Here is a 25,411-nt window from a genome sequence, read left to right as displayed (position 1 = left end):
CGGTGCAAAAGAGCCGGCGTCGAATGCGGCGCAACGGCGTAGATTGCCTACCCTGTCTGTCTACGGCGCGTGAGCAGGAAAACAGCCTCGGCCAAGCGAAATTCGTCTTACGCTCACATTTTTTAGATCGTTCTAAAAGAGTGATGCAAACCGCATACTTGGACCGATTTTGTCGCGTATGGTCAAAAAAGGGGGCGATGTCGCACGGCGTCACGCCCTCTGCAAATCAAGCGAACGCGTTGGTTCCGGATTGGAGTCTGTCCATCGCAGTTGGCCCATTAGGCACATTCAACGTAGAAGGGGGCTTTCCATGCAGCAATCAGATTTCCACCGCAACGCCTTGGCGAGTGCGCTCGCTCTGGCACTGTTGGCGCCGCTCGCGGCACTGGCCCAGGCGCAGGACGCGCAGCAGCCATTACCCACAGAACAGACGGAACAGGCGGACGAACCCGCCCAAACCGAGACCGACAAAAGTGCGAAGACGCTCGATGCGGTTACCGTCACCGGCTCGCGCATCAAGCGCGCTGAGGTCGAGGGTCCGGCGCCGGTAACCATCATCACTGGCGATCAGATCAGGAAAGAAGGCTTCACCACGGTCTATGAAGCGCTCAGCTCGCTGACCGAAGTCACCGGCACCGTGCAGAACGACTACGACTGGGGCCAGAGCTCGGTCAATGCCAGTCCGCTCAACCTGCGCAACCTCGGCCCCGGCCGCAGCCTGCTGCTGATCAACGGCCACCGCGTGGCCGACTACCCCATGCCTTATACGGGCAAGAGCAATTTCGCCAACTACAACAACATCCCCACCGGCATCGTCGATCGCATCGAGGTGCTCTCCAGCGGCGCTTCGGCGATCTACGGCTCCGATGCCGTGGCTGGCGTGGTCAATGTCATCCTGAAGAAGGATATCGACGGCGACACCCTGCGTGCGCGCTACGGCACCACCACCGAGGGCGGACGCACGGTCAGCGATGTCTCCTGGTCCGGCGGCCGGCACGGCGAAGACTGGAGCGTTGCCTACACCTTGCAGTATTTCAACCGCGAGCCGTTGTGGGCGCACGACCGGCCGTGGATGGACTCGGAATTCGATTCGCCGCGCCGCAACTGGAACTACGGCGGCGTGCAGCAGGGCGTCGCGACCAATACCCCCAGCGTCGGTATCCGTTTGTTCGACGCGACCAACGGTCAACGGCTGATGCCGCCGCAGGGCGCCTGCGAGCAGTTCGGCGGCGACTTCTTCCTGCACAACCGCATCCTGTACAACGATTTCAATGGCGCGCAGACCGATACCGGCTGGCAATGCGCCCACACCGCCGTGTTCGAGCACTGGACTTTGCGCAACGGCAGCGAGGATCTTTCGGCCTATCTGTACGGCACCAAGCAGTTCGGCAACGTCGAAGCCTGGGCGACTGCCGGCTACTGGAAATCCACCGGCGAGAGCAACACCTTCATGCCGGCCTGGGGCAGCGCCAACTACATCGATCGCGACAGCGGCCAGGAGCGCAGTCTGCTGCGCTATTTCGTACCCAGCGAGATCGGCGGTGTCGACCGCGCGCTAACGCTGTCGGAGGAAACGAACTGGGATTTCAACGCCGGCCTGCGCGGTAGCATCTTCAACGACCGCTTCGACTGGGATGTCATGGTGGGCCGCGCCGAGTACGAAGTGACGGAACGCTTCCCGACCATCCATGAGGCGCACGCCGCTGAATTCTTCCTGGGCCCGTCGCTGGGTATCGATGCAGCCAGTGGCCTGGAAATCCATGCTCCCGACTACAACCGACTTTGGAACCCGGTGTCACGCAGCGACTACGACAGCGTCCGCGCGGTGGGCGACAAGAAGGCGCGCACCTGGCTGACCCAGGGCAGCTTCGTCCTCAGCGGCGACTTGTTCGAAGGCTGGGCCGGCCCCATCGGTTTCGCCGGTGTCCTGGAAGCGGCAAAGCAGGGCTACAAGCTGTACCCCGACCCGAATACTCTGGGCACCAACCCGGTTTACTTCACGCCGTTCGGCAACATCGAAACAGGCGGCGGCGAGCGCAACCGCTACGCGGCCGGCGTGGAATTCAAGATTCCCTTACTCAAGAGCCTGACGCTGTCTACCGCCGGGCGCTATGACCGCTACGACGCGGTCGCCGACGATGCGGCCACTACCTACAACGTGGGCCTGGAATGGCGTCCGTTCTCCAACCTGTTGTTGCGCAGCAGCTATGCCACCAGCTTCCGTGCGCCGGACATGCATTTCGTCTACGCTGATCCCAGCGAAAGCGTGGCCGACCAAACCGATTACCTGACCTGCCTGCGGGATCCCAACCGGCAGACCAGCAATTGTCCCGGCGGCGACGGCGAGCCATACCACATCGATAATCCACTGATCGCACGGCAAGGCACCGAAGATCTGCTGTACGAAACCGGCGATTCGTTTACTTACGGCTTCGTGTGGGATGCGTTCGAAGGCTTCTCGCTCAGCGCCGACTATTGGCGGGTCAACATCGACAATGCGATCGACGACGTCGGCCCAGACCAGGTGCTGTTGGACGAAGCCTACTGCCTGACGGGGCAGTCGCCCGCCGACAAGCCGCGCCGCACTCCACCCAGCCAGGCGCTGTGCGACCTGCAGCTCAGCCGCGTCACCCGCGATGCCAACGGCGTGGTCACCCGCGTCGAGATCGGCCCGATCAACCGCGCCAAGCAAAGCGTGAGCGGCATAGACGTGGCTTCGCGCTATCAGCTGCAGACCGCGAACTGGGGAACCTTCGATTTCGCGCTGAACTACACACAGCAGCTGACCTACAAAATCGCTCAGTTCGAAGGCGACCTGTTCGAAAACATCCGCGACCAAGAACGCCAGATCCGCTATCGCGGCCGCGCCAGCGCCACCTGGACGATGGATCCCTGGACTGCGGTGCTGTACGTGGACTGGACCGCGGGCACCCGCAGCGACCGCTATGGCGGCTGTGCCGCACTACCCAACGGTTTCCGCCCGGATGTGGCCACCGACTGCACCGACCTGCGCGTGAATGAGTTGGGCGAGCGCAGCATCAGTTACGGCCAGCAGAGCGAACTGGTGGACTTCTACAACCAGGACAAGATCTATTGGAACGCCAGCGTCGGTTATCAGTTCAATGAAGCCCTGCGCCTGAACTTCTACGTCAACAACATCCTGGACGATCACTTCCAGGACAAGTGGTGCGGCGGCTTCGCCTACTGCGTGGCCAATCCAGTGGGCCGCGAAATGGCGGCGGAGGTCGTGTACAGATTCGACTGAGGTAGTCGCTCTAACCTTGCGTAAAAGCAGAGCCCGGTGCGAGCCGGGCTCTGCTTTGTGCGTATCGACGGACTCCTGTGCGACATCTTGAGCGGCCATTCTGCGTTTCCTAGGTGCTGACTATGCCCTCGGTCACGATCAGTAGCACATAGCTGTTCGCGTCCAGCCGATGCTCGGCACGCAACGCAGGGTTTGCGGCCAACTGCAGTAAGCCGGCGAGGCCCGCCGCGCCGGACTCGGTCGTTTCTGGCCCTGCAGCTTCGCGCAAAGCTAGCGGGGCGGCGAGAAGTTCGTCCTCGTCGACAAGGATGGCACGCGCATGATGGCGCAGCAGAACCTGCAGGGCAGGTGCCGAGGCCAGCCCGCACGACAGCATCGTTGCCGCGGTTCGCAACTCTCCCGGGATGCGCACCGGATGCCCCACTGCCAATGCGTGCGCAACACACGCGGCGGATTTCGGTTCAACAACCAGGACCCGTGGGTCTTGCATCGCACTCACCAGTCCGTCCGCCATCGCCGCGGCCAGGCCACCGACGCCGGCCTGTACGAATAGATGGCTGGGGCGTACGTTCACTTCACGAAACTGTGCGACCAGCTCGCGCGCCATCAGCGCGTAGCCATCCATCACATCCTGCACGATCGTGTCGTGAGGATTGGAGGTCGTGTCGGGGATAAGCAAACCTTGTCCGTGTCCTGCCGCGTCGGCGGCAGCGCACACGGCGTCATCGTAGGTTCCGTCGATCCAGACCACTTCGGCACCGAAGGCCTCGATACGCTGCGCCCGCGCCGAACTTACGCCTACCGGTAAATAGATACTGGCGTTCGCCCCAGCCCGGGCGGCGGCAGCCGCAACAGCGAGCCCATGGTTGCCGTCACTGGCGCAGATCAATCGAGGCAACGACGAGCGCGTGGTGTGGCCAAGATCAGGCAGCGAAGTTATACCTGCAATGCGGGCGAGCGCCCGCAGACCGGCCAACATCCCGCCCAGTGCTTTGAAGTTGCCCAGCGGACGCTCGCTCTCGACTTTGACGAAGACGCGCGCCACGTTGGCACGATGGGCCAGGGCAGGAAGCTCCAGCAGTGGGGTCGGCTGGTAATCCGCCCAGATTTGCGCGGGATCCCAGTTAAGTTCGGGCGAGGTTGTATTGCTCATGCCGCCAGTATGGAGAGCGGCGGCGCGAATCGGCCGCAAGATTGCCTGTCCATTTGCGGAAAAGCGGCACTAGGGTTCCTGGCAATCCCGGAAACGCACAGTTCGGAACCGCGGCGCGTCCAAGACGATGTCACTCGGTGGCATCTAGAGGAATCGGGATGGTCAGTCCGCGCTTGACCACGCTCAGCGCCACGTTGGTGGTGAATCGTCTAACGTTGGGATTCTCGCCGACCATGCGCGACATCAAGGCGTCGAAGGTTTCGGTATCGGGCGCGGTGATGATCAGCACGAAGTCGGCTTCGCCGGTGACGTAGAACGCCTGCTGGATGTGCTCCTGAGCCGCCAGCCATTTGCGCAACTGCGCCAGCATTTCCGGGCGCTCGCGTTCGACCTGCAACGAAACGATGAAGAAAGTCGGGCGCCCCACCTTGTTCGGATCGACTACCGCCGCATCGCGGGCGATCACGCCGTGCTCGCGCAGGCGGCGCAAGCGGCGCTGGATGGCGGAAGGCGACAGCGCGACCTGTTCCGCCAGACGATCCGCCGTTTGCCCGGCATCCTCCTGCACCAGGTTCAGCAGTTGGCGGTCGAATCGATCGAGTTCCATGGATTTCTTGCTCCAGAGAGGTGGCCACCGCGCTGAAAAAACGCATAAGCCGGTTGTAGGTCGCGGCCATTCGACAACATGGCGCCTATAAGATCTTAGCCTCAGCTTCGAGGCCAAGGCCAATGGATTCATCCACGCTGACTTGGCCGCACCGCAATACGATGCCATTCCTCCCGTCTTCCTTGATCTCCTTCCCTACCATGAAACTCCTCTACCAAACCCACTCCCCCTATGCTCGCAAAGCGTTGGTATTCGCTCACGAAGCCGGTCTCGCGTCGCGGATCGAAGTGATGCACCACGAGACCAGCCCCACCAAGCGGAACCAGCAGGTCTTCGCCGAGAACCCGCTTGGCAAAGTGCCGGTACTGCTGCGACCTGGTTTGGCGCCGATCTTCGATTCGGACGTGATCTGTGCCTACTTGGACACGTTGCACGACGGTCGCAAGTTGATCCCAGTCAACGGCGAGGCCAGATGGCACGTCCTGCGCGTGCAAGCGGTCGCGCAGGGACTTGCCGACGCCGGCATAGCGGTGCGCTGGGAAACGGTACGTCGTCCAGAAGCATTACGCCATTCACTACTGCGCGACGGCTATATCGAAAAGATGACCGCCAGTTACGACTGGCTTGAGCGGGAGCTGGACGTCGATGACGCAGTCCATGTCGGCCATATTGCCGTGGCCACCGCACTAAGCTGGATCGAGTTCAGGGGACTGCCGGACTTCCGCGAGAAGCGGCCGCGTCTGTCCGCCTGGCTGGACGAGTTCCAGGGGCGGCCATCGATGTGCGCCACACCGTTGTCTGGCGAAACGCAGGACTGACCCGGATGCCAAGCCTGGAGTGGGGCAGTCCTTCACGGCGCCCGAACGCAGAAAAAGGTCTGCTGCTCCGTTAAGAGGCTGAGGCAATAACGATGAGCAAGCATCGCGAACTTCGAACGAGTTCAGGAATCGTGTTTGCCATGGCTTTGGTGGCCGTCGCCCAGGCACAGACGCCCAGCTTGGCGGATGCAGCTAATCAGCCGACCACTCAGACTGGCATGGCCGCACATCTCCGAGCGCAGGTCTTGCTGGATAGAGCCCTGTTTTCGCCGGGCGAAATCGATGGGCGGGCAGGCTCTAACCAACAGCGCGCGCTTCGAGGCTATCAGCGTGCCAAAGGACTGGAAGTTACGGGCAAATTGGATGCCTCCACTTGGGCCGCACTGAACGCTGACGCGCCACCCGTGCTGGTCTCCTATACCATTACTGCGGACGACGCTGGAGCGAGCTACACCAAGCTGCCAACGGACATCGTTGCACAAGCCAAGCTGAAAGTATTGGGTTTTGAGTCTGTGGAAGAGGCGCTGGGAGAACGCTTCCATGCGAGCCCAGCGCTGCTCAAAGAGTTAAATCCCGGTGCGGACTTGGATAAGGCTGGTACTTCATTGCAGGTTCCGAACGTGGCCGATGTCGCCGCCGCAAAAGCAGCCAAGGTGGTCGTGGACAAGTCAGACTCCACGCTTACGCTACTGGATACGACAGGCCAAGTAGTAGCCCAAGTTCCGGTTTCGTCGGGCAGCGACCATGACCCCCTGCCGATCGGCGAATGGAAGACGGTAGCGACGGCACTCAATCCGACTTTTCACTACAACCCCAAACTGTTTTGGGATGCGGATCCAGCCCATGCGAAGACGGTCCTCGCATCCGGACCGAACAATCCGGTGGGGACGGTCTGGATCGATTTATCCAAACCGCACTATGGATTGCATGGCACGCCCCATCCCGAAACAGTGGGCAAGAGCCAGTCCCATGGATGTGTACGCATGACTAACTGGGACGCTCAACGCGTGGCGGCGGCGGTGAAGGCGGGCACACCGGTTGTGATGCAGGAGTAGGCTTTGAAATACGTGGCCGTGCTCTTACTAGGCCTCGTCCTCGGGGCGCTGGCCTACCGCCAAATCTCGGTGAGTCGAACGCCTGAAGCTGGCCCGGCGCCCCCGACGCTTTCCGAACCGGCGCAGGTGCCGGCGAGGCCTGTAGCAACTGAGCCAGCACGGGCACCGATACCTGCTGCAACTCCCGTCACTCCGGTTGGAGCGCTCGACATCGCGCCTGGTTCTACATCGCCAGCTCTTGGTGCATCCGGCTTGCTGATTCCAGTGCAGGGTAAGGCGCGAGCAGACCTGGTCGATACTTTTACCGACGCACGCAGCCAGGGGCGTTTGCACGATGCCATCGACATCATGGCGCAGGCCGGGACCCCTGTGCTGGCGGTCGCCGATGGGCACGTAGAAAAACTGTTCACCAGCGAGCGCGGCGGCCTCACCCTTTATCAGTTCGAACCGAGCGGAAAATACGCCTACTACTACGCGCACTTGGAACGCTATGCCCCGGGCTTGGCGGAGAAACAGTCCATCAAGCGCGGCCAGGTCATTGGATATGTAGGCAGCACGGGCAACGCCAGCCCCAGCGCTCCGCACCTGCATTTCGCCATCTTCGTGTTGGGGCCTGAGCGCCGCTGGTGGGAAGGAACCGCTATCAATCCCTACCCCCTACTGTCGCCTGCGCGCTAGAACCGAGCAGGCGAGGTGCGAGCATTCAATCATCGATCAGGCGGAGAATTTGCGCCGCCCTCGCTCGACCGACATGCGGTGAGTGCCTGCCAAGGCCGTGCTAGGCGACTTTATCGTTCGCATGAACAACCATTCGCCGGTAACACGTTGCGGAGTGATGTCGATCATCATGTAGCCGCGTTGGCTCGTGTCGGCCCAGGCCATCTCAGGATTGGCGGCAACAAAGGCGCCGGCAACCTTCTTTGGATCCGCTCCCAACTGTCCTTCGATGCCATGCGACGTCACGCTATGACCGGCGAATTCTATGCCTGCGGGTTGTCCGTCTTCTATCAATGAATACGCCCACGCATTGTGGCTATCGCCCGACAACATCACTAAATCCGCATTCGCGTGTTGAGCGGACCTCAGCAGACGCGAACGGGCCTCGGGATAGCCGTCCCAGCGATCCATCCACATCGGCAAGCCGAGTTTAGAAGCACGCACATCTTTCTGGAATTTGTTGACGGCACGCTCACCCGCTTCGGAGCGAACCCAACCCGGCGTTTCTTCCGGCATCAAGGTGCGTCCAATGATCGTTCCCATGCCGACCATTTGCCAGGTGGAAGTGGGCGCGTTGCGCTTCAATTCGTGCGCCAGCCAGGATTCCTGTTCCGAGCCGAGCATCGTCGCCGTCGGATCGCGCCAGGCGCCGTCACGGAAATTACTCAGCGCCACCTCCGGATTGCTAGCCTGGTGCGCCTCGGCCAGCTCCGCGGATGGCGGCCGCGTGCGCGCCAGAAGGCGCGATTCGGTACGGTAGAGCGTGGCGAGCGTACCGATGGCGTAGGCCTTCCAGGGTTCTTCCGATACGGGAAGCCACTCGCGGTAGGCCTGCATCGCGGCCGCGCGACGGGTGTTCCAATCGCCTTCGGACTGCGGCTGGTGATTCGCTGCACCGCCTTCCCAACTGTCGTTGGTGATCTCATGATCGTCCCAAAGCGCGATCATCGGGGCCATCTGGTGCAGCTTCTGAAGATCCGGATCGGCGCGGTAACAGGCGAAGCGCAGGCGATAGTCGATCAAGCTGATCATCTCGTGTTCGTGCGCGGGCATGACCTCCCGGCCTACGACACGATCCTTGTCCTTATACGAAGCGATGCCGTATTCGTACAGGTAATCGCCTACGTGCAACCACAAGTCGAGATCATCGCGCGCCGCTGCGTGGGCGTAAGCGTTGAACCAGCCCATCGGAAGGTTAGAGCAGGAAAACAAGCCCAGCTTGAAGCGATCGACGTCGCCGACGGGCAGCGTTCTGGTGCGTCCGACCGGAGATTTGCTCCCGTCCGGCGCAATGAAACGGTACCAGTAGGTCGTACCGGGTTGCAGGCCGTCCACCATCAGCTTGGCCGTCCAGTCGCGATACGCGCCGGTGCGGACACTACCGCCTGAAACCACGCGGGAAAAATCGCGATCGAGCGCGACTTCCGCCTCCAGACGGACTTCATCGACGCTCGCGGCCGATACGTAGCGCGTCCACAGCAACATGGAGTCGGAGCCTGGCTCGCCGCTGGCGACATTGTGGGTGAAACCCTTGGCCCCCAAAACTTCGGCGCAAAGACTGCGGCCAATGGGAAGCATCAACGCGCTCAGGCCTAGCGCGCCGCCGATGACAAGACGCCGGCGTTCGATATTCATCGTCATGGCATTTCCTCTGCTTTCACCGGAACCAGTGGCTGCTGCGCATTCCCTGTCCATCGCATCAAGATGAGGTCGGAGGTTTGCGCGCCCCTTTCGCCCGAGTTCGCCGAGAGGTAGAACAATCCCCAGCCGACCGGCTGGAAACCCACGTCGGCCTTCTGATTCCAACCACGTACGCCGGTGGAAGCGTCCCTCAATCCGTCATCGGCCAGTTCGAGCAACCGGCCTTTCTCCCAGACAGTGCCGTCTGCACTCGCCACGCCGACCAGGTCGCCCGTCATCGGTTGCGTACGTGCCTCGACCGCGAACAACTGGTAGTTGGGGAAGGATTTCTTCTTGCCCCGGTAGACACCCATGAACCAGCGCTGCAGCGTTTCATCGTAGGAAAGATTCTGCACACCGTAGCTGGTGTTGCCGGTACGGACGAAATACCTTCCTTGTAGCGTAGTCGGGCCGCTGTGGTGCGGTCGTCCCTCGGTCAGCGGCCTGGCGTACCTGGCCCAATCGCCGATGTCGTACTGAAGAAGCACTTGATGGTCGTTGTCGGCGCGCGCGGTGTCGCCGTAGATGCCGCAGGCAACGGTGAGGTAGCGCGGGCCATCGACATGGCCGAAGGCGGGACCAAAACCAACTCCGTCGATACCAGAGCATCCGTAGCGGTGGTCCTGCGTGCCGGCTGCGTTCCCATCAAGTTTTCCATCGCCGTCCAGGTCGGCGACATAGTCTTTGACCACCTCCGGAAGATAGACAGTGCGGAAAATCTCCGTTTCGTTTGCTTCCATGCCGACCCTATCGATCCGATTCGCGTCGATCACGGCAACGTAGAAGGCCTTGTCCTCTTTGTATTCGAGGGAGCCGTAAACCTTCCCGTCGGCCGGGTTGAAATCGAGGTCGCCGAGGTGACCGGTCCAGCCGACCAGCGTGCCGATGAGCTTGCCACTGAAATCGTATTTCGCGAGAAGATTGGTGAATGAGTAATAGATATAGCCGCCCCTTACGTCCACGGCGATACCTTGCACGTGGCCAGAGGGCCAAGTACCGCCGTTCTGCTTGAGCGGCAGACGAGTTAATGGCGCCGTGGTGACAGAGTGAGCCGTCGCTACGCTGGGGGAAAGGATCAATGCCGTAATGGCGAGGAAGAGGGTACGGACCATGGGCGGGGCCTGATGGGCGGGACGCGCCTGGCTGGGCCAGAAATGAAGCCGAGTAGTCATAGTGTCGTCAGTACAGGGGCAAACCTTCAAAGCCTCGCCCCAAGAAAGAAATCCCGCGACGATCATGCCGAGAGGCAGCGCCGCCGCGGGAGAGGGATCGCACAATGCACGCTCAGAATCTTGCCTTGATCCCGAAATTCCACATCGAGCCGTAGATGGTGTACTGCTGAACGCGGCTTGGGATGTTGGAATAGATGATGTCGGGTTCGTTGAAGATGTTGCGCCCCGCAAGTTGCAGTTCGACGTTCTTCGAGAGCTTGTAACTGGCGCTGATGTTCCACAGCTCGCGCGCGATATGGTAGAGAACGCCGTTGTTGGCGGTGGTGGGCGTGTTGCTCAGGGCGCTGACGCGGTACTCACCCTGCCGGTTTCCGTTGATCTGCAAATCGAAGCGACCGTAGTTATAGCGAAGCCCCCAGTTGGCCGCCCGCTCGGGCATGTTCTGGCGCTCGCCATCAGCATCGATCGAGGTGATCGAACCGTAAAGGCTGAGCCCCCTGAGCGCGCCGGGCAGGAAGGTCAACTGCTGGCTGTACTCGAAGGTCAGGCCTTGGTTGGTGCTGGTTCCGGGGAGATTCTGCGCGCTGCGGAAGGTATAGCCCGCATATTCGTCGGGATCGAAGCCGACATCCTCAGGGTCGACCGTGACGCCGGTGACCTGCATATCCGTCATGTCGAGCTTGTAGTAGGAAAGGCCGATGATGCCGGAGGGTTCGAGATAGTACTGAAGACTCGCAAAATACTTCGTGGAGTGTTCGGGCTTCAGCTCCGGATTCGGCACCGTGACGATCATGGTGTCGTCGTTCACCGAGACAACGCCACCGAGGTTTCCGTAGTCGGGGCGAAGGATGGATTCACTGAAGGCGAGTTGGCCGACCAGCTTCTCCGTGAAGTCGTACTTGACCCCGCCGCTGAGGAACCAGTCTTCGTATTCGCCCTGGCGCGTGGAGTATGCACCGTTGTTGTACTGGTACAGCAGGCCCTCGACAGTGTTGACCGAAAGCCCGGCTTCGGTCACTTCGCTCACCGGGCGGACGTTGGCGATTCTCGCCGCGGTCTTGGTCTTCTCGTAGCGCAAACCCAGGTCGAAGCGGGCATCGCCGACGCGCGTCTGAGCCTCTAGGTAGGCGGCATCGATCTGTTCCTGGATGCGTTTGTCGTTGTCGAGCTTGCGCTTCAGATTGCCCACGGTGTCGGGGACGAAATACTCGGGGTGCTCTTTGTAGATGTCGTACGTCGCATAGTTGCTGTCCGCGCGCCAGTTCTGGTCGTTCATGTTGCCGGCGTTGAAGCCGTTTATTTCGAACTGATAGTTCTGTGTCCAAGGGATAACAGCCGCAGGGTCTCTCTGAGTCAGATCGCCGTTGGGGCCGACGTACTGGAATTGCTGGAAGGAACCCTCGTTGGTCCTCCAGTCGTTCTTGCGGCTACCCAAGCCGCCCATAAGCGTGACCGGCAGCTCTCGTACGGTGATTAGCTTCTTGAAGTCGAGATAGCCGCCATACTGATCGTTGATGGCATCGGATTCGGCGGTGCGGATGTTGTTGCCGATATCCGCGTCACGATTGAAGTTCGTGGGGTCGCCCCAGGGACGGCCAGCGGTCTGCGCGAGCGTCCAGGCGTTCGAATCCTCCGAGGGGCGGTCAAGGGTGAAGCCGATGCCGGTCAGCCAACTGTCTGTGCGCTGGAAGAAGCCTTTGCTGTTGTCCCGAAAGTTGAATTCGGATCTGGAATAGCTTCCGCGGAGCGTGGCTTCCAGGGTGTCTGTCTTGAATTCGAGCTTCGGGGCGATGGTATAGGTAGGGGTTCCGGCGTAGCGGTGCGAATACTCGGTTCGCAGGCGGGTGTTGGTCCCGTTGGGATTCACGACGACGTGGGTGGGCGTGGACCCCTGCGTGGCATAGGACGCCGTAGGAGTGCCGAAGTAAAGAAAGGTGTACTGGTTGAAATACTCGACGTCGTAGAACGAGTAGGTGCTGCGCAAGGACAGGACGAGTTCGTCCGTAAGCTGATAGTCCGTGCTCAGGTTGGCGGCCGTGCGGCTCGTCATCTTCGGACCGGGGCGCCACATGAGGCGATACGGCATGACTCGACCATCGGAGAGATAGGACCAATCCGTCTGGATGCGGTCCTGCTGGACGTAGTTGGCGTTGTAGCTGGTGTTGAACTCGACGCCCAAGCGACCGTCCAGGAAGACGTCGCCGAAGCCGAACTGGCCGGAAGGGTAGACGGTCGAATGCTTCTCATCGTCGGGGAAATACTTCCGCGAGAAAGTGGAATCGGAGGTGCCGACGCCACCGAGCTGGAAAACGAACTGGCGTCCGGTGCGATTGAAGGCGTACTTGCTGCGAAGGTTGATCTGTCCGCCGGGGGAGTCGGCGTCCATGCTGGCCATAAGCGTGTTGTTGAGTTCAATCGACTCGATGCCGGTGATGGACATCTGCTCGAAGGAATTCTGGCGGCCGCTATTGTTGTTGGAAGTGGCGGTGGCCATGCGGGCGCCGTCCACGGTAAAGGTGGAATACTTCGGGTCGAGGCCACCGATGCGCACGGCGGTGGCGTCCACTTCCGTGTAATCGAGGGAAATACCGGGCATGGATTTCATGAACTCGCCCACATCGCCCATGGTGAGGGCGCCGTAGTTGTCGGCGGCGACGACATTCTTCGCGTTCATCGCGGCGCGGCGTTCCATGATGGCGCTGGCCTGGCCTTCGCGCTTCGCAGTGACCTGGATCATGTCCATTTCGACCGCGTCGTCGCCCTGGGCAGTGTAGGAAGGTACTTTCAGCTCGAATTCCAGTGTCTCCATCTGGCCTGCGACCACGTTGGCGACCGTCTTCGACTCTTGCAGACCGGTGTATTTGGCTACGACGGTCACTTTGCCGGCCGGCACGCCGGTCAGACGGAAACTACCGCCATCCTCCGAATAGGTGACGATCGTCGTGCCCTCGATGCGGATCTCGGCATTGCGCACATACTCTCCGGTTGCGGTATTGAAGACGCGGCCGCGTACGCCGCCGCTGCCTATCGGTTGCTCCGATCGCGTACGCCCGGGGGCGGCGCCTTCTTTCTGCAGCAGGATGACATTGCCTTCATCGGATTTGATCTTCAGGCCTGTTCCTTCCAGCAACAGGCGCAATGCCTCGCGCGCATCCATTTCGCCGACGATCGCCGGTGTGTTGATGCCTTCCAGCGATCCTGCCGGCGCAATGATCTGCACCTGGGCCTGCCGGGCCAATTCCGGAATGGCGGTGACCGCCCGCTGCGCCGGGACTTCGAATTTGCGCTGCTGCGCGATTGCCTGGGAATTGCAAACCAATGCAGCGGCAACGGCACTGGCCAACAGAAGTTTCTTGCAACGATTCATGGACTATGTTCTCGGCAGGCCGCGTGTAGTCGGCATTGAAAACAGAGAGTCCTGGCGAAAGCGCTTTCCGCTATCTGTCAAAAAAAATTAATGTGCGCGGGCAACGATGATGCGGCCATCTTCCTGTCGCACTTCCGCGTCGAATACTTCCGCGACGGCACGGCTGAAGCCAAGTGGATTGTTGGCCGCGAATAGTCCCGTCACCTGCATCTTCGCCAGATCTTGGTCGGCGATAACGATGGGCGTGTCGCTGTAACGCGCATAGACGGCCGCGGCTTCGGCCAAGGTTTCGCCCTGGAGCGCGATCTTTCCTTCCCGCCACGCCAGCTCGCGCCCCATTTGCCCGGCAGGGAGCGACGTCAAATTCCATCCTTCCCCCTTTCTTTCCGGCAACGACGCACCCGTATCCGGCGCCAAGGGAACTTTCGCGGATCGTGTCGCTTCGGCCAAAACGACGCGCCCCTCCTGCACCAGTATCTGTGTCGGCCGGCCTTCCAATTTGCGCACGACGAAGGTGGCCGCCGTAGCCTCCAAGCGCTTTCCATCGACTTCCACCATCGTTGGCACCGTTCCGGCGCCTTCAATCAGCACTTCGCCTCGCAAGACGCGTATCCGTCGCCGCCCTTCATCGTCGTACACCTTGATGCGGCTATCGGTATTGAGCGTCACCGTGGCTCCATCTCCCAATGGCACAGTACGCATTTCCCCTTTGGCGGTCGCATAGGCCGTAGGCATCTGCAACGTTGCCGTCAGTACCACGACCAGCGCGAACGAAGCGGCCACGGCACCACCCCATTCCATCAAGCGCCGGCGGCGCCCGACACGGAGGCGGGGTGGGGCGGCTACCGCGGGCCGAAAGTCCGCGGGATCGTATTGCGGACCTAGCGCACGCGCGGACTCGCTGCGCATCCATATCGCTTTGGCGCGGGTGAACGCCCCACGGCGCCGCCGATCGCCAGTCAGCCACTGCTTCAACTCTCCGGCCTCGTCGGCGGACAGGGGCGCACGATCCATCTTCGCCACCCATTCTGCAGCGATTCGGTCAATGTCCTGGCTGGTTTCGCGTTCTTGCACTGGCACGCCTTTTTTCCCGCTCCAATTGATTAGAGGTTTTGGCGGGTGGGTTTCCGCCACTGGCGAACCAATCTCCTAACCAGCGGATACCCCGAACGATATGCTTTTCAACCGTATTCTCCGAAAGGCCCATCCGGGATGCGATCTCCCTCTGGGACAATCCACGGACGCGACGCAGAATAAAAGCCTCTCGTGTCTGCCCGGGCATGCTCGCGATCACCTTGGCCAGTTGACGCAGGTCATCATGGGCGATGGCATTTTGTTCCGGTGTGGCTGCCTCATCGGCGAAATCCACCAGCCCGAGATCTTCTATCGCGAGGATAGACACGATTCGCGCTCTCCGAATGTTGCGGACCACCAACGAATGGGCCACCTGAAACAGGTAGGCGCGCGGATTTAGGATGTCGTCTATGCGCTCGCGTTCGGCCAACAACGCGTAGCTTTCCTGCACGATGTCATCAATGTCGAATGCGGCTGGCGCCCATCGGCGCGACAACCAGCCCTTGAGTGCCGCCTCATGCGGCAAGACGTGATGCATGAACCAGCGCGTTCTTTCGACATCATCCAGAGCGTCGTCCATGTCGCCCTCTACTTCGGTTCGATCGGACACCCAGGTTCCCCAACACCCACCAACTGGGCAAATGCCGGAAAGATGCTATTCGGTAGCTATGACAGCGATGTTTCAGCCATGCGAGGCTCACCAGCGGAAAGAATTAGGCCTGGGGTCAAAGCGTACCGTCAGCCTCTTATCGAGATGCGCTGGCGATTTGCGAAGGGCTGAGCCCCAGCACGCGGCGCAAGCAACGGGCCATATGGCTTGGATGCGAGAAGCCCGCTTCCAGCGCGACCTCCCCCATGCTCTTTTTTCCTTCCAGCAACAGCGTGCGCGCGCGTTCCACTCGCCGTTCGAGCACGAAGCGGTGAGCTGGCATGCCGACGGCTTGCTTGAACAGCGGTTTGAAGTGCGAAAGGCTAAATCCCGCCACAGCCGCCAGTTCGGCGAGCGATAGATCCTCGTCCAGATGCGCATCGATGTATTCGAGCACATGGCGTAACCGCCAGACCGGCAGCGCGCGTCCTGGTTTTTCAACGCTGGTCCGTCTGCGCGATTGCAAGGCGAGCAGGCGCGCGGCGAGCGCCGAGGCCAGGCCGTCCGCGAACAGGCGGCCGCCCGGATAGGCGTCGTGATCTTCGGCCTGCATCATCCAGCCGATGCGCTCGATCTGCGGATCGCGAATATGGATCGAAGGCGCCAGCTCGGTGACGCGCGAACCCAGGCCCAGGGCATCCGCGGTTTCCGGCACGAGGGACGGCGACAGCCGGAGCAGCAGGGATCGCGCAGGCCGCGACATGATCCAGCGCGTGCTCGCGCCCGCCGGTACCACGCAGAACTGGCCGTGGATCCGTACCCCTTGTCGATCGCGGCCATGCATGCGGTAGGAGACCGGTACCGCGTTGCCCAGGTGCAGACAGAGTACGTGGCGACCGTCCACGGGAGAATCGAAAACCCCGGAGGGAACCGGCGAGGTCAGGACATCCAGCAACGGCGCCCGCCCATTGCCGACGCTCGATAGCAGCGCGGGCGCAGGGCCTGGGTAGCACTCGGGTCTGTCGATCATCGCCCGATTCTGCTCCGCAGCCGGAGGGGGTGCATGTGCCAAAAATCATCCCTGCGTATCCGATATCGGCCGTTTGTGCGCGCGTGCTTGTGGCGCCGTTGTCAGGATGGTTCACCCGACATCCCGAGGCACGAGACCCACATGAAACGCAGACAATTCATCGGATTGGCCGCCGCCGCGCTCGCGGCCGGCGTCACCGGCGCGTGCGCACCACTCGCAAATCTCCGCCGCGGCGCTGCCGGTACGGATCCGTCGCAACCGATGGGGGTGGCGCGGTTCCGCGCTCTGCGGCGCATGGCGAGCACCCGGTTCGGCGACATCGCCTATGTGGAGCGCGGAATGGGTCCGGCGGCGCTATTCCTGCACGCCCATCCGCTCAACGGTTTCCAATGGCGCGGTGCGCTCGAGCGCCTGTCGGAACATCGCCGCTGCATCGCGCCCGATTTCCTGGGGTTGGGCTACACGCGCGTTGCCAGCGGCCAGAGCGTGGCACCCGCTGCGCAGGCCGCGATGCTGTTGGCGTTGCTGGACAAACTCGCCATTCCCACCGTCGATCTGGTCGCCAGCGACAGCGGCGGCGCCGTCGCGCAGCTTATCGCTGCCCAGCATCCGCAACGCGTCCGCACGCTACTGCTGACCAATTGCGATGAAGAGCAGGACAGCCCGCCACCGAGCCTCAAGCCGCTTCTGGCCCTGGCGCGGGCGGGAAAATCCACCGACGTCTTTCCTGGCTGGCTGACGGACAAGAACTCTGCCCGCGCTACCTTCGGTGGAGCCGTCTACGCCGATCCCGCTATCCTCACCGACGAGGCGATCGACTACTACTTCTCGCCCCTGGTTAGCTCTCCCGCACAAAGGGCGTTGGTGGACGCTACCTTGGTCGGATTCGAGCCCAACCCGCTGGCGGGCATCGGTCCGGCGCTGAAGCGCTGCAAGGCCCCGACGCGGATCGTATGGGGGGCGGACGATAAGATCTTTTCACCGGACAGTCCCGACCGCCTAGATCGCAGTTTCGGCAACTCGCGCGGGGTGCGGCGGCTGGCCGGCAGCAAGACGTTCTGGCCTGAAGAACTCCCTGACGTCCTTGCCGAGGAAGCGCAACGGCTGTGGGAAGTTCCCGTGTGACGCCGAACGCCGATCGGGGTGAATGCTTCAGATAGCTCACCGGATCAGCGTTTGGAGAACCATTCTCCAATGACGTCAGAAGGCGAATAGTATTCTTTCCTCTGATGCTGTACTCGGAATCCTGAGATCGAAAACACAGGCCGCCCAGGATGTCTACCGGATACTCTGTCAATCAAGCACGACAATATAACTTCCAGGACCGCGCATGAACTATTCGATCATTTCCATCGTCGCGATCGCGCTGGCTGCGATGGGAGCCGCGCATTCGGCCGAATCCGTCGATATCGTGCCGACGATCTTCGCACCGGGAATCTTGTCTGGACCAGCGCACGATTCAGCACCTGCCTTCACACCTTCCGGCGACGTGGTTTACTTCGGTCGCAGCAATCCGCAGCAATCGACGATTCTCGTGTCGGAGCGCCGAGCCGATAGCCTCTGGTCAGAGCCGCACATCGCACCTTTCTCGGGCACCTGGAACGATATGGAACCGGCGATGTCGCCAGATGGTCGCTTCCTCGTTTTCATTTCGAACCGTCCCGATCGAGAGGGTGGCCACAAAGTGGAAGGCTTTTACAACGGCAGCAAGCAAAACGGTGGTCGTTTGTGGCGTGTCGACCGGCTGAACCACGGATGGAGCACGCCAACGTTGCTGCCAACAAGCGTGAATACCAGCGCATCGATCTATGCGCCGAGCGTGGCGGCGGATGGCAGCCTCTATTTCATGACCCCGGATGCAGGGTCCGGCAAGTTCCGTTTGTTTCGCGCGCAGTCCCATGACGGCACTTATCTGTCAGCGCAACCTTTGCCCTTCAGTGACGGAACCGCCACCGATGTCGATCCCGCCGTCGCGCCAGACGAATCATTTCTGGTGTTCGGTTCAGGGCGCATCGCCAATCGCGGCATCGACTTGTTCATCGTGTTCCGCGATGGCCAAGACTGGGGCGAGCCTATCCCTCTCGGCGACGACATCAACACGCCGAAATCCGACGCCGAGCCGCGTTTGTCGGCGGATGGCCAGACGCTGTATTTCAGCAGTGAACGCGTGGTCCCCGTGCAATTTCCACGCACGTCGGAACAAGCGCAGGCAGACGTTGCCCGTATGCAGTCCTGGGACAACGGCAATTACAACATCTGGCAAGTTCCGCTTTCTCGCCTAATGACGCGTGTGCGCCAAAAATAGAAGAACAATCGCGGCACGCCGACCTAGTGCGACAGTCGTTTGGCTGGCGGGCATCTATTTCTTTCTTGACCCTTGCCGCGATCCCCGTTCCGAATCGTTGAGCGCGCTTTCGAGTGCGGCTGTGAACGCCGACTTCAGCATCCTTCGCACCGCGACGGGCTTACGGCCGGGCTCGCGCAGCATGTCGAACATGGCGTAGCTGGAGAGGGCGAAGAGCATGTCGATGACTTCGTCCGCCCTTGCCTTACTTACAATTCCCGCTGCGACCAACCGCTGCACCAGCACACCGAGGACTTTGCGCCGGCGCTCCTGACGTTCGGCCATGGCCGTGGCGAATTCCGCGTCCGCGGCAGCGGCCGCGTGCAGCACGCCCAAGGCGTGGTCGGAGGCCCAGAAATCGCAGAAGATGTCCAGCAGTCGATACAGCGCGGCACTCGGCTCCGGTAACGCCATTGCGGCCGGGATGCGATGCAGTCCCCCCAAGCGCGCGACTTCATCAAAGACCGCCTCCAACAGACCGCGCCTGGACCCGAACTGGTTGTAGACGGTCAGCCGGGTCACACCCGCTGCCTTGGCGACCGCGTCCAGCGACACCTTGCTGGGGTCGGGCGCTTGTCGCAACAGCAAGCTAGCGGCATCGAGCAGCCGCGTTCTGGTCTCGGCCGCCATCGCGTCACGTCCCGGGCTGGAATAAATACGTTCCGGCATTGCAATCCATTTTTGTTGAGTATACAGTGTGTATATCTAATTGTTCGTAGTCAGGAGCAGTCCATGCAGACGATCTTGATCATAGCCTTGTCCTTGCACGTTCTCGCAGCGGTGTTCTGGGCCGGCGGCACCTTCGTTCTCGCGCGCCTCGGCGGCCTTGGCGGCCCACGCTTGCGCGCACCGATGCTGGGGGCGGCGGTCATGACCATTCTCACCGGCGGCTATCTCTGGCACGCCGTGCACGGTGCGGCCTTCGGAAGGCCGGAAAAGGTTCTCGTTGTCGGTATTGCTTGCGCGCTGCTGGCCTTCATTGTGCAGGTCGGCGTCGGTGCGCGTACTCGTTGGCAGCTTGCGCGAGGAACGTTGCCGGAAGCCGCCGCGCAGGCGCGCATGGCCGTGGTCGCGCGCTTGGCCGCCGGTTTGTTGGCGATCACCGTAATTTGTATGGCGGCGGCGCGCTATACATGACCCGCGGCTGCGTACTCAACGCCTAGATGGCGGTCGCTCGTCTTCTGCGTAATGGCGTCGAGCCAATGTCCGCTTTCAACCCAAAGCGGACATGGACGTCAACCCACTGATAGACCAGCTTCCCACGCCACTTCTCCAGTCGACGCCATAAAAAAACGCCCCGGGGAAACCCGAGGCGTTTTCGTTTGCAGTGCGTGATGGAATCAACCGGTCTTCAGCGTGAGCCCATAGGCCGTCAGGATCGGATTGAGCGGCTGGAAGTAGCTGCGGGTGCGGTTGTTCGGAAGCTTGCCCTTGCAGCTGCCGCTTCCGCCCGAAAGCACGCCCTGCGCCTGGCCGGGACCGGTGATGAACGAACCGCCGGAGTCGCCGCCTTCGGAGCAGGCCGTAGTGCGGTTGACGTGCGTGATGGTTTCGCCGGTGCTGTAGTTGACGCTCACGTCCACCTGATCAATGGTCCCGCACTTCCAGCCCGAGGTGCGGCCGGAGCGGCAGATCGCCGTGCCGACGCCGCCGGCGGTGCTGCCCTTGACGACGACATCTGCCGTGGTCCAGCCGTAGACGCTCGCCACCTGCGTGTTGCTGCCGGAAATCGTCACGTAGGAGTAGTCGGGACCGGACTGGCCGGGCTGCGGGAAGCTCGATGCGGTGAACGCGCCGACTTGCGGACCGAGCGTCCACTGCGGGCCCGTTCCGGCAGAGCCCTCTAGATAAACCGACTCGCCCGCATCACCGCAATGCCCCGCGCTCACGTAGACCGGTGTGGTGCCTTTGAGGGCGTTGAAACCGATCGAGCACGCATACAAGTAACCGTCACCCGGATTGCGCAGATAGCCATGGCCGCCCTTCAACGCGGCGCGCTTGCTGGCCTGTTCTTCCTCGACGACGAAGCGCACATGATCGGCACTGGCGCCGCTGTTGGCGATGAAGTCGATGCCAGCGTTCTCTTTGCCCTTGCCGATGCCAACCACCAGGGTGTTGCTCGGCAGGTCGACGTACCAGCTATACACGCCGTTCGGCACCTTGCCACCGCGCTCGACCATGGTGTCGAGCTGGGCCTTGGAAGCGGCGAGGTCGGCGATGGGGTTGCGTGCGGTGCGGAACTCGACGCCGGCGGGCCCTTTCTGCGGAAAGCCTGACGTGGTCGCGACCACCAGTTTGAAGGTGCCATCGGTCTGGCGCTCAATCCAACTGCCGGCGAACTGGCGGCCCTGCGCCGTGGCCAGTTGCTTGGATTGCAGTTCCGCGAGACGTTCGATCTTCAGATACTGCGCCAGTTGGGCCGACGTCAGGCCGAGGTCACGCTGCATCGCGGCACGAAGGGTAGGGGACATATTGTCGGCGGGTCCAACCGCCGAAGCGGTTATGGCGAAAACAAGCGGAAGTGGGGCAAGCACGAACAGGCCGCGTTTGGCCCAGGAAGCGAACTTTCGCATCTGCAGATCTCCAATCGGGTGGTCAAGTTGCAGGACCGGTCACCCGCCGACGGAGTGGCAGCTCGCGAAGGGGGCCCGGTTGGCGGATGCTTGCACGGACGGGAAGGAGATTTGTTAAGTGATTTCACACGCCCGTCAACGCGATTCGCGTGTCTGCTATTGGCTGAAAGCGGACATATCACCGGAGGGCGTAGGACGGATGCCAGAGTGTGTCGGGTGGTCCCTGTGTAATGATCGCGCTTTCTCCGACGACGGCAGTACGCGTGCAGGGAGAAAACGATGCCTGGACCTTGAGAACTCGGCTGGATGTCGGAGACCACACGCAGGCTGCGGATTTCCCGACTGCGGATTCATGACGCCAAGATCAGCGATCTCGACAGGCGATGCATTCCGTGGGCCGCCAGGTTCTCGGAGTGCCGCTGCACGCCAACGCCCAAAGCCACCAACGTTCTGGCGTACGCGTCGATCAAACGCTCGTTGCCGATTAGATGAACCTGCGCAGGGCGCGGAGTCCGCGAGAACAATCCGGAGGCGCGTACTTCGTGTCCGATCAGCAGGCCCGACAGATACGAAGGAAGGGCCGCCTCGGAGAATTGGCCGAACAACCCCAGCGTCCGCACGCCGAATAAATGATGCAACAGTCCGCTGGCATCGGCGCTGCGGCGCAGGCCGGCATCGAAGGCGTAGGCGTCGAAGCGCGAGTCGTCCTTGCCCATCAGTTTGCCGAGCACGCTATGCCGACGCATGACCGCATAGGTTTCCCCGGTCATCGCGGTCGCGATCGAGACGATCCTCCCGTCGCGCACGGTGATCCACTTGCTGTGCGTACCGGGCAGGCACAGCAAGTGGGTGCCATGACGCAACAGGTCGAGCAGCGCGCAGGTCTGGGTTTCCTCGCCGCGCATGACATCGGGCACCTCGGTCAAATTCCTGTCAGCGACTCCGGGCACGAACCACAGCCGTCGCCTCGGAAACTCGGGAACCTCCACCGGTGCCATCGCTGCGGCCAATTCATCGATGCCGGCCGGGCAATCCAGGTAGGGCTGCTCGAACCAACCGTCGCGGCTGCCGATCATTCCGCACAGCATGATGTCCGCGTCGTTCCAGGTTGCGATCAACGGAGCGAGCGTCGCCGCGAAATTCCCCTCGCACGACTGCACGCCGCGATCGCTGCGCTTCTGTTCCGTCACCACGCCGGCGGCATCCAAATGGTATGCACGCAGACTGCTGCTGCCCCAGTCGATGGCGATCATACGAGTTCGATCCTGCTTTCCGGCAGGCCGAGCGTACGCGGCAGGGCAATCTGCCAAATACCTCCCGCACCGGGCGTGCGCGCCAACTCTTCGGCGCTGTTGTCGACCCGCGCGCTACTGATATACAGGCGGTCGTAGGCGGCGCCGCCGATGGTGCAGCAGGAAGGGTTCTTCACCGGCAGCGACATCACCCGGTCCACGCTGCCATCGCTGCGATAGCGCACGATGCGGCCCGCGCCCCATTGCGCGTTCCACAAGTAGCCGTCGGCATCGATGATGGAACCATCGGGCGATGCGCTGGCGTCGTCCACTTCGGCGAATACGCGCGAACCCGATATCTCAGCGGCATCGGCGTCATAGTCGCAGCACAGGATCTGCGGTACGACCGAGTCGCAGTAGTACATTTTGCGGCCATCGGCGCTGAAACAAATCGAGTTTGGGATGGCGGCGGCAGGCAGATTCAACCGGCGCAGACCGTGCTGGCTCGAGTACTGGTAGAACGCGCCGATGGGCGCGTTGTCGGCGCGTTCGCTCTTGGTGCCGAAGACGAAGTTCCCATTGCGGTCGCTGCGGCCGTCGTTGATACGGGTTTCGGCGTTGTCGGCTTCCACATCGATCAATTTTTCCAGCGACAGAGTTCCCTCCTGCGCGGCATCGGGATCGGCCAGGTACAGGCCCTTGGCCAAACCCAGCAGCAACTGGCCGGTCTGGCACAGCGCCAGCGAGCCCAGGCGGTCGGGCAGGGCCCAGCTTTCGGTGGTGCCCGGATACGGCCGATGCATCCATAAACGCGAAGCATCGATGTCGGTCCAGAACAACGCGGCGCGTCGTTCGCACCAGAGCACGCTTTCCCCCAACGCACAGCGGCTATCCACGACCAGGCTGGGGATGACGCGATCCAGGTCGACGTAGGCGCTCACCGCATCACCACTCCGCGACGCTGCCGTCGGCATGACGCCAGACCGGATTGCGCCAGGCCGGGGGATTGCGGCTGGCCTCGATCAGCCGTTGCTCATCGATCTCCACGCCAAGGCCGGGTTTGGGCAGCGCGGCGATGTTGCCATCGATGCACTGGAAGTCTTCCTTGTTGAGCACATAGTCCAGCAAGTCGGCGTCTCCGTTGTAATGGATGCCGATGCTCTGTTCTTGCAGCACTGCGTTGTGGGCGACGAAATCAACCTGCAGACAGGCGGCGAGGGCCACAGGCCCCAGCGGACAATGCGGTGCGAAGCCGACGTCGTAAGCCTCGGCCATGGCCGCGATCTTGAAGCATTCGGTGATGCCGCCGGCATGGGACAGGTCCGGTTGCAGGATCGACAGACCGCCGCCGGCCAGCACCGATTTGAATTCGAAGCGCGAATACATGCGTTCGCCGGCGGCCAGCGGGATGGAGGTGGCATCGGCCAAGCGCGGATAGTATTCGGCATGTTCGGGAAGCACCGGTTCCTCGACGAACAGCGGGTTGTACGGCTCCAGCTCGCGCAGCAGCACGCGCGCCATCGGCACACTGACGCGGCCGTGGAAGTCGATGCCGAAATCGATGGTATTGCCGAACGCTTCGCGGATCGCCGCGACCTTGGCCACGGCCGCATCGATATTGCGCGGACTGTCGATCAGCTTCAGCTCTTCGGTGCCGTTGAACTTGAACGTATCGAAGCCCAAGGCCTGGTAAGACTTTATCTGCTCGATGATGTCGGCCGGCCGGTCGCCGCCGACCCAGCGGTAGGTTTTCATGTGGTCGCGCACGCGGCCGCCCAGCAATTCGTACACCGGTACGCCCAGGACTTTACCCTTGATGTCCCATAACGCCTGATCGATACCGGCGATAGCGCTCATCAGAATCGCACCACCGCGGTAGAAGCCGCCCCGGTAGAGCGTTTGCCAAAGATCGTTGATGCGCGAAGGATCCTTGCCGATCAGATACTCGGACAATTCATGCACGGCCGCTTCCACGGTCCGTGCGCGGCCTTCGATGACGGGTTCGCCCCAGCCGCTGACGCCCTCGTCGGTTTCGATCTTCAGGAACAACCAGCGCGGTGCGGCATGGTAGGTGCTGAGACGCACGATTTTCATGGCGTGTATTCCAGATAGGCTTGCTTGAAAGTACGCGCGTTTTGGCGCGTGCGCTCCACCGCTTGGCCTGGTTTGTAGAGCTCGCCGCCGATGCCTGCGCCCACGCTGCCGGCGGAGAGGAAATCGGCAAGATTGAGCGGCGTAACGCCACCGACGACGAACAAGGGGACAGGAGGCAGCACCGCCCGCAAGGCGCGCACATGCTGCGTTCCATAAGTGGAAGCGGGAAACAGTTTGAGCATTTGCGCGCCGGCGTCGAGCGCGGCGAAGGCTTCGCTGGCGGTGGCGAAGCCTGCGCACACCTGCAGGCCGCGATCCACGGCGTGACGGATCACGACCGGATCGGTGTTGGGGGTGACGATGAAGCTCGCGCCCAGCGCCGCCAGCGTATCCACGTTCTGCGTGCGCAGTACGGTGCCTCCGCCGATCCAGACCCGATCGCCGAAGTCGCGGGCTGCCGCGCCGATGCTGTTGACCCAGCCCGGCGAATTGAGCGGAATTTCGATGGCGTCGTAGCCTTCCTCCACCAGCGCCTGCACATGCGCCAGCGCTTCATCGGCGCGGATGCCGCGCAGGATGGCGATCAGCGGAAGACGGAAAGGGGAGGTTGCGCTCTCGGCGCTCATGTCGCGGTCACTAAC

At 61.9% G+C, this 25,411-nt stretch carries 21 protein-coding genes; 7 read left to right on the top strand and 14 right to left on the bottom strand.

All coding sequences use genetic code 11. From position 1 onward, the window contains the following. Positions 1 to 310 precede the first annotated feature (310 nt). Positions 311 to 3,265 (top strand): TonB-dependent receptor plug domain-containing protein, encoded by a 2,955-nt coding sequence (locus tag AC1DTQ_RS04775; protein WP_477848395.1) that lies wholly within the window; start codon positions 311 to 313, stop codon positions 3,263 to 3,265. A gap of 109 nt (positions 3,266 to 3,374) precedes the next feature. On the opposite strand, the gene AC1DTQ_RS04770 is transcribed toward AC1DTQ_RS04775, so the two are convergent. Beyond that, entirely contained in the window at positions 3,375 to 4,418 is a 1,044-nt protein-coding gene (locus AC1DTQ_RS04770; protein WP_477848394.1) for a pyridoxal-phosphate dependent enzyme, read from the bottom strand. Between the two features lie 130 nt (positions 4,419 to 4,548). Next, positions 4,549 to 5,025 (bottom strand): Lrp/AsnC family transcriptional regulator, encoded by a 477-nt coding sequence (locus AC1DTQ_RS04765; protein WP_477848393.1) that lies wholly within the window; start codon positions 5,023 to 5,025, stop codon positions 4,549 to 4,551. 200 nt (positions 5,026 to 5,225) lie between these two features. Between AC1DTQ_RS04765 and AC1DTQ_RS04760 the strand changes: the two genes are divergently transcribed. The 3 genes from AC1DTQ_RS04760 (at position 5,226) to AC1DTQ_RS04750 (ending at position 7,576) form a co-directional block, all read left to right on the top strand. After that, entirely contained in the window at positions 5,226 to 5,843 is a 618-nt protein-coding gene (locus tag AC1DTQ_RS04760) for a glutathione S-transferase family protein (protein WP_477848392.1), read from the top strand. Positions 5,844 to 5,935: 92 nt separating this feature from the next. Then, positions 5,936 to 6,898, top strand: coding sequence for a L,D-transpeptidase family protein (locus AC1DTQ_RS04755; RefSeq protein WP_477848391.1), 963 nt, complete (start codon positions 5,936 to 5,938; stop codon positions 6,896 to 6,898). Between the two features lie 3 nt (positions 6,899 to 6,901). After that, positions 6,902 to 7,576, top strand: a complete 675-nt coding sequence (locus AC1DTQ_RS04750; RefSeq protein ID WP_477848390.1) for a M23 family metallopeptidase — start codon at positions 6,902 to 6,904, stop codon at positions 7,574 to 7,576. Positions 7,577 to 7,612: 36 nt separating this feature from the next. Here the strand turns inward: AC1DTQ_RS04750 and AC1DTQ_RS04745 are convergent, their stop codons facing one another. From AC1DTQ_RS04745 to AC1DTQ_RS04720, 6 genes are all read right to left on the bottom strand, one after another. Continuing rightward, on the bottom strand, positions 7,613 to 9,256 hold the full coding sequence (locus tag AC1DTQ_RS04745; RefSeq protein WP_477848389.1) for an alkaline phosphatase D family protein: 1,644 nt from the start codon (positions 9,254 to 9,256) through the stop codon (positions 7,613 to 7,615). Beyond that, entirely contained in the window at positions 9,253 to 10,533 is a 1,281-nt protein-coding gene (locus tag AC1DTQ_RS04740; RefSeq protein WP_477848388.1) for a hypothetical protein, read from the bottom strand. Before AC1DTQ_RS04740 ends, AC1DTQ_RS04745 begins: the two co-directional genes overlap by 4 nt. 46 nt (positions 10,534 to 10,579) lie before the next feature. Beyond that, positions 10,580 to 13,834 carry a carboxypeptidase regulatory-like domain-containing protein gene (locus AC1DTQ_RS04735; RefSeq protein ID WP_477848387.1) on the bottom strand — a complete coding sequence of 1,085 codons (3,255 nt, stop codon included), beginning with the start codon at positions 13,832 to 13,834 and terminating at the stop codon, positions 10,580 to 10,582. An 87-nt stretch (positions 13,835 to 13,921) separates the two neighbouring features. Then, the gene (locus AC1DTQ_RS04730; RefSeq protein WP_477848386.1) at positions 13,922 to 14,914 is read right to left on the bottom strand and encodes a FecR family protein; all 993 of its coding nucleotides are present in this window, start codon (positions 14,912 to 14,914) and stop codon (positions 13,922 to 13,924) included. Then, positions 14,877 to 15,488, bottom strand: a complete 612-nt coding sequence (locus tag AC1DTQ_RS04725) for an RNA polymerase sigma factor (RefSeq protein ID WP_477848385.1) — start codon at positions 15,486 to 15,488, stop codon at positions 14,877 to 14,879. The genes AC1DTQ_RS04730 and AC1DTQ_RS04725 overlap by 38 nt, the downstream gene beginning before the upstream one ends. Positions 15,489 to 15,654: 166 nt before the next feature. Further along, the gene (locus AC1DTQ_RS04720) at positions 15,655 to 16,527 is read right to left on the bottom strand and encodes a helix-turn-helix domain-containing protein (protein WP_477848384.1); all 873 of its coding nucleotides are present in this window, start codon (positions 16,525 to 16,527) and stop codon (positions 15,655 to 15,657) included. A 141-nt stretch (positions 16,528 to 16,668) separates the two neighbouring features. Between AC1DTQ_RS04720 and AC1DTQ_RS04715 the strand changes: the two genes are divergently transcribed. Continuing rightward, entirely contained in the window at positions 16,669 to 17,652 is a 984-nt protein-coding gene (locus AC1DTQ_RS04715) for an alpha/beta fold hydrolase (protein WP_477848383.1), read from the top strand. Positions 17,653 to 17,857: 205 nt separating this feature from the next. Next, a complete protein-coding gene (locus AC1DTQ_RS04710) occupies positions 17,858 to 18,832 on the top strand; it encodes a hypothetical protein (protein WP_477848382.1) in 975 nt (324 codons plus the stop codon). A 54-nt stretch (positions 18,833 to 18,886) separates the two neighbouring features. Here the strand turns inward: AC1DTQ_RS04710 and AC1DTQ_RS04705 are convergent, their stop codons facing one another. After that, entirely contained in the window at positions 18,887 to 19,540 is a 654-nt protein-coding gene (locus tag AC1DTQ_RS04705; protein ID WP_477848381.1) for a TetR/AcrR family transcriptional regulator, read from the bottom strand. Positions 19,541 to 19,603: 63 nt separating this feature from the next. Here AC1DTQ_RS04705 and AC1DTQ_RS04700 point away from each other — a divergent pair, with 63 nt between their 5' ends. Then, positions 19,604 to 20,008: a hypothetical protein gene (locus AC1DTQ_RS04700; protein WP_477848380.1), complete on the top strand. Its 405-nt coding sequence runs from the start codon at positions 19,604 to 19,606 to the stop codon at positions 20,006 to 20,008. 203 nt (positions 20,009 to 20,211) lie between these two features. On the opposite strand, the gene AC1DTQ_RS04695 is transcribed toward AC1DTQ_RS04700, so the two are convergent. The 5 genes from AC1DTQ_RS04695 to AC1DTQ_RS04675 form a co-directional block, all read right to left on the bottom strand. Then, on the bottom strand, positions 20,212 to 21,342 hold the full coding sequence (locus AC1DTQ_RS04695; RefSeq protein ID WP_477848379.1) for a S1 family peptidase: 1,131 nt from the start codon (positions 21,340 to 21,342) through the stop codon (positions 20,212 to 20,214). Positions 21,343 to 21,794: 452 nt separating this feature from the next. Beyond that, on the bottom strand, positions 21,795 to 22,697 hold the full coding sequence (locus tag AC1DTQ_RS04690; protein ID WP_477848378.1) for a 2-dehydro-3-deoxygalactonokinase: 903 nt from the start codon (positions 22,695 to 22,697) through the stop codon (positions 21,795 to 21,797). After that, positions 22,694 to 23,617 (bottom strand): SMP-30/gluconolactonase/LRE family protein, encoded by a 924-nt coding sequence (locus AC1DTQ_RS04685; RefSeq protein ID WP_477848377.1) that lies wholly within the window; start codon positions 23,615 to 23,617, stop codon positions 22,694 to 22,696. The genes AC1DTQ_RS04690 and AC1DTQ_RS04685 overlap by 4 nt, the downstream gene beginning before the upstream one ends. Positions 23,618 to 23,621: 4 nt before the next feature. Next, complete coding sequence (dgoD, locus tag AC1DTQ_RS04680; RefSeq protein WP_477848376.1) at positions 23,622 to 24,770, bottom strand: galactonate dehydratase; 1,149 nt, start codon at positions 24,768 to 24,770, stop codon at positions 23,622 to 23,624. Continuing rightward, a complete protein-coding gene (locus AC1DTQ_RS04675) occupies positions 24,767 to 25,396 on the bottom strand; it encodes a 2-dehydro-3-deoxy-6-phosphogalactonate aldolase (protein WP_477849124.1) in 630 nt (209 codons plus the stop codon). Before AC1DTQ_RS04675 ends, dgoD begins: the two co-directional genes overlap by 4 nt. Positions 25,397 to 25,411 lie beyond the last annotated feature (15 nt).

It is taken from the genome of Pseudoxanthomonas sp. P4_B2 (genome assembly GCF_056402315.1).
This window is presented reverse-complemented; position numbering and strand designations above follow the sequence as displayed.

What these genes read in the sequence shown, in the direction of transcription:
- AC1DTQ_RS04765 (WP_477848393.1), bottom strand. Translation starts at nt 5,025, where the DNA reads ATGGAACTCGATCGATTCGACCGCCAACTGCTGAACCTGGTGCAGGAG.
- dgoD (WP_477848376.1), bottom strand. Translation starts at nt 24,770, where the DNA reads ATGAAAATCGTGCGTCTCAGCACCTACCATGCCGCACCGCGCTGGTTG.
- AC1DTQ_RS04710 (WP_477848382.1), top strand. Translation starts at nt 17,858, where the DNA reads ATGAACTATTCGATCATTTCCATCGTCGCGATCGCGCTGGCTGCGATG.
- AC1DTQ_RS04775 (WP_477848395.1), top strand. Translation starts at nt 311, where the DNA reads ATGCAGCAATCAGATTTCCACCGCAACGCCTTGGCGAGTGCGCTCGCT.
- AC1DTQ_RS04745 (WP_477848389.1), bottom strand. Translation starts at nt 9,256, where the DNA reads ATGACGATGAATATCGAACGCCGGCGTCTTGTCATCGGCGGCGCGCTA.
- AC1DTQ_RS04760 (WP_477848392.1), top strand. Translation starts at nt 5,226, where the DNA reads ATGAAACTCCTCTACCAAACCCACTCCCCCTATGCTCGCAAAGCGTTG.
- AC1DTQ_RS04695 (WP_477848379.1), bottom strand. Translation starts at nt 21,342, where the DNA reads ATGTCCCCTACCCTTCGTGCCGCGATGCAGCGTGACCTCGGCCTGACG.
- AC1DTQ_RS04725 (WP_477848385.1), bottom strand. Translation starts at nt 15,488, where the DNA reads ATGGACGACGCTCTGGATGATGTCGAAAGAACGCGCTGGTTCATGCAT.
- AC1DTQ_RS04720 (WP_477848384.1), bottom strand. Translation starts at nt 16,527, where the DNA reads ATGATCGACAGACCCGAGTGCTACCCAGGCCCTGCGCCCGCGCTGCTA.
- AC1DTQ_RS04740 (WP_477848388.1), bottom strand. Translation starts at nt 10,533, where the DNA reads ATGATCGTCGCGGGATTTCTTTCTTGGGGCGAGGCTTTGAAGGTTTGC.
- AC1DTQ_RS04675 (WP_477849124.1), bottom strand. Translation starts at nt 25,396, where the DNA reads ATGAGCGCCGAGAGCGCAACCTCCCCTTTCCGTCTTCCGCTGATCGCC.
- AC1DTQ_RS04755 (WP_477848391.1), top strand. Translation starts at nt 5,936, where the DNA reads ATGAGCAAGCATCGCGAACTTCGAACGAGTTCAGGAATCGTGTTTGCC.
- AC1DTQ_RS04735 (WP_477848387.1), bottom strand. Translation starts at nt 13,834, where the DNA reads ATGAATCGTTGCAAGAAACTTCTGTTGGCCAGTGCCGTTGCCGCTGCA.
- AC1DTQ_RS04715 (WP_477848383.1), top strand. Translation starts at nt 16,669, where the DNA reads ATGAAACGCAGACAATTCATCGGATTGGCCGCCGCCGCGCTCGCGGCC.
- AC1DTQ_RS04770 (WP_477848394.1), bottom strand. Translation starts at nt 4,418, where the DNA reads ATGAGCAATACAACCTCGCCCGAACTTAACTGGGATCCCGCGCAAATC.
- AC1DTQ_RS04700 (WP_477848380.1), top strand. Translation starts at nt 19,604, where the DNA reads ATGCAGACGATCTTGATCATAGCCTTGTCCTTGCACGTTCTCGCAGCG.
- AC1DTQ_RS04705 (WP_477848381.1), bottom strand. Translation starts at nt 19,540, where the DNA reads ATGCCGGAACGTATTTATTCCAGCCCGGGACGTGACGCGATGGCGGCC.
- AC1DTQ_RS04690 (WP_477848378.1), bottom strand. Translation starts at nt 22,697, where the DNA reads ATGATCGCCATCGACTGGGGCAGCAGCAGTCTGCGTGCATACCATTTG.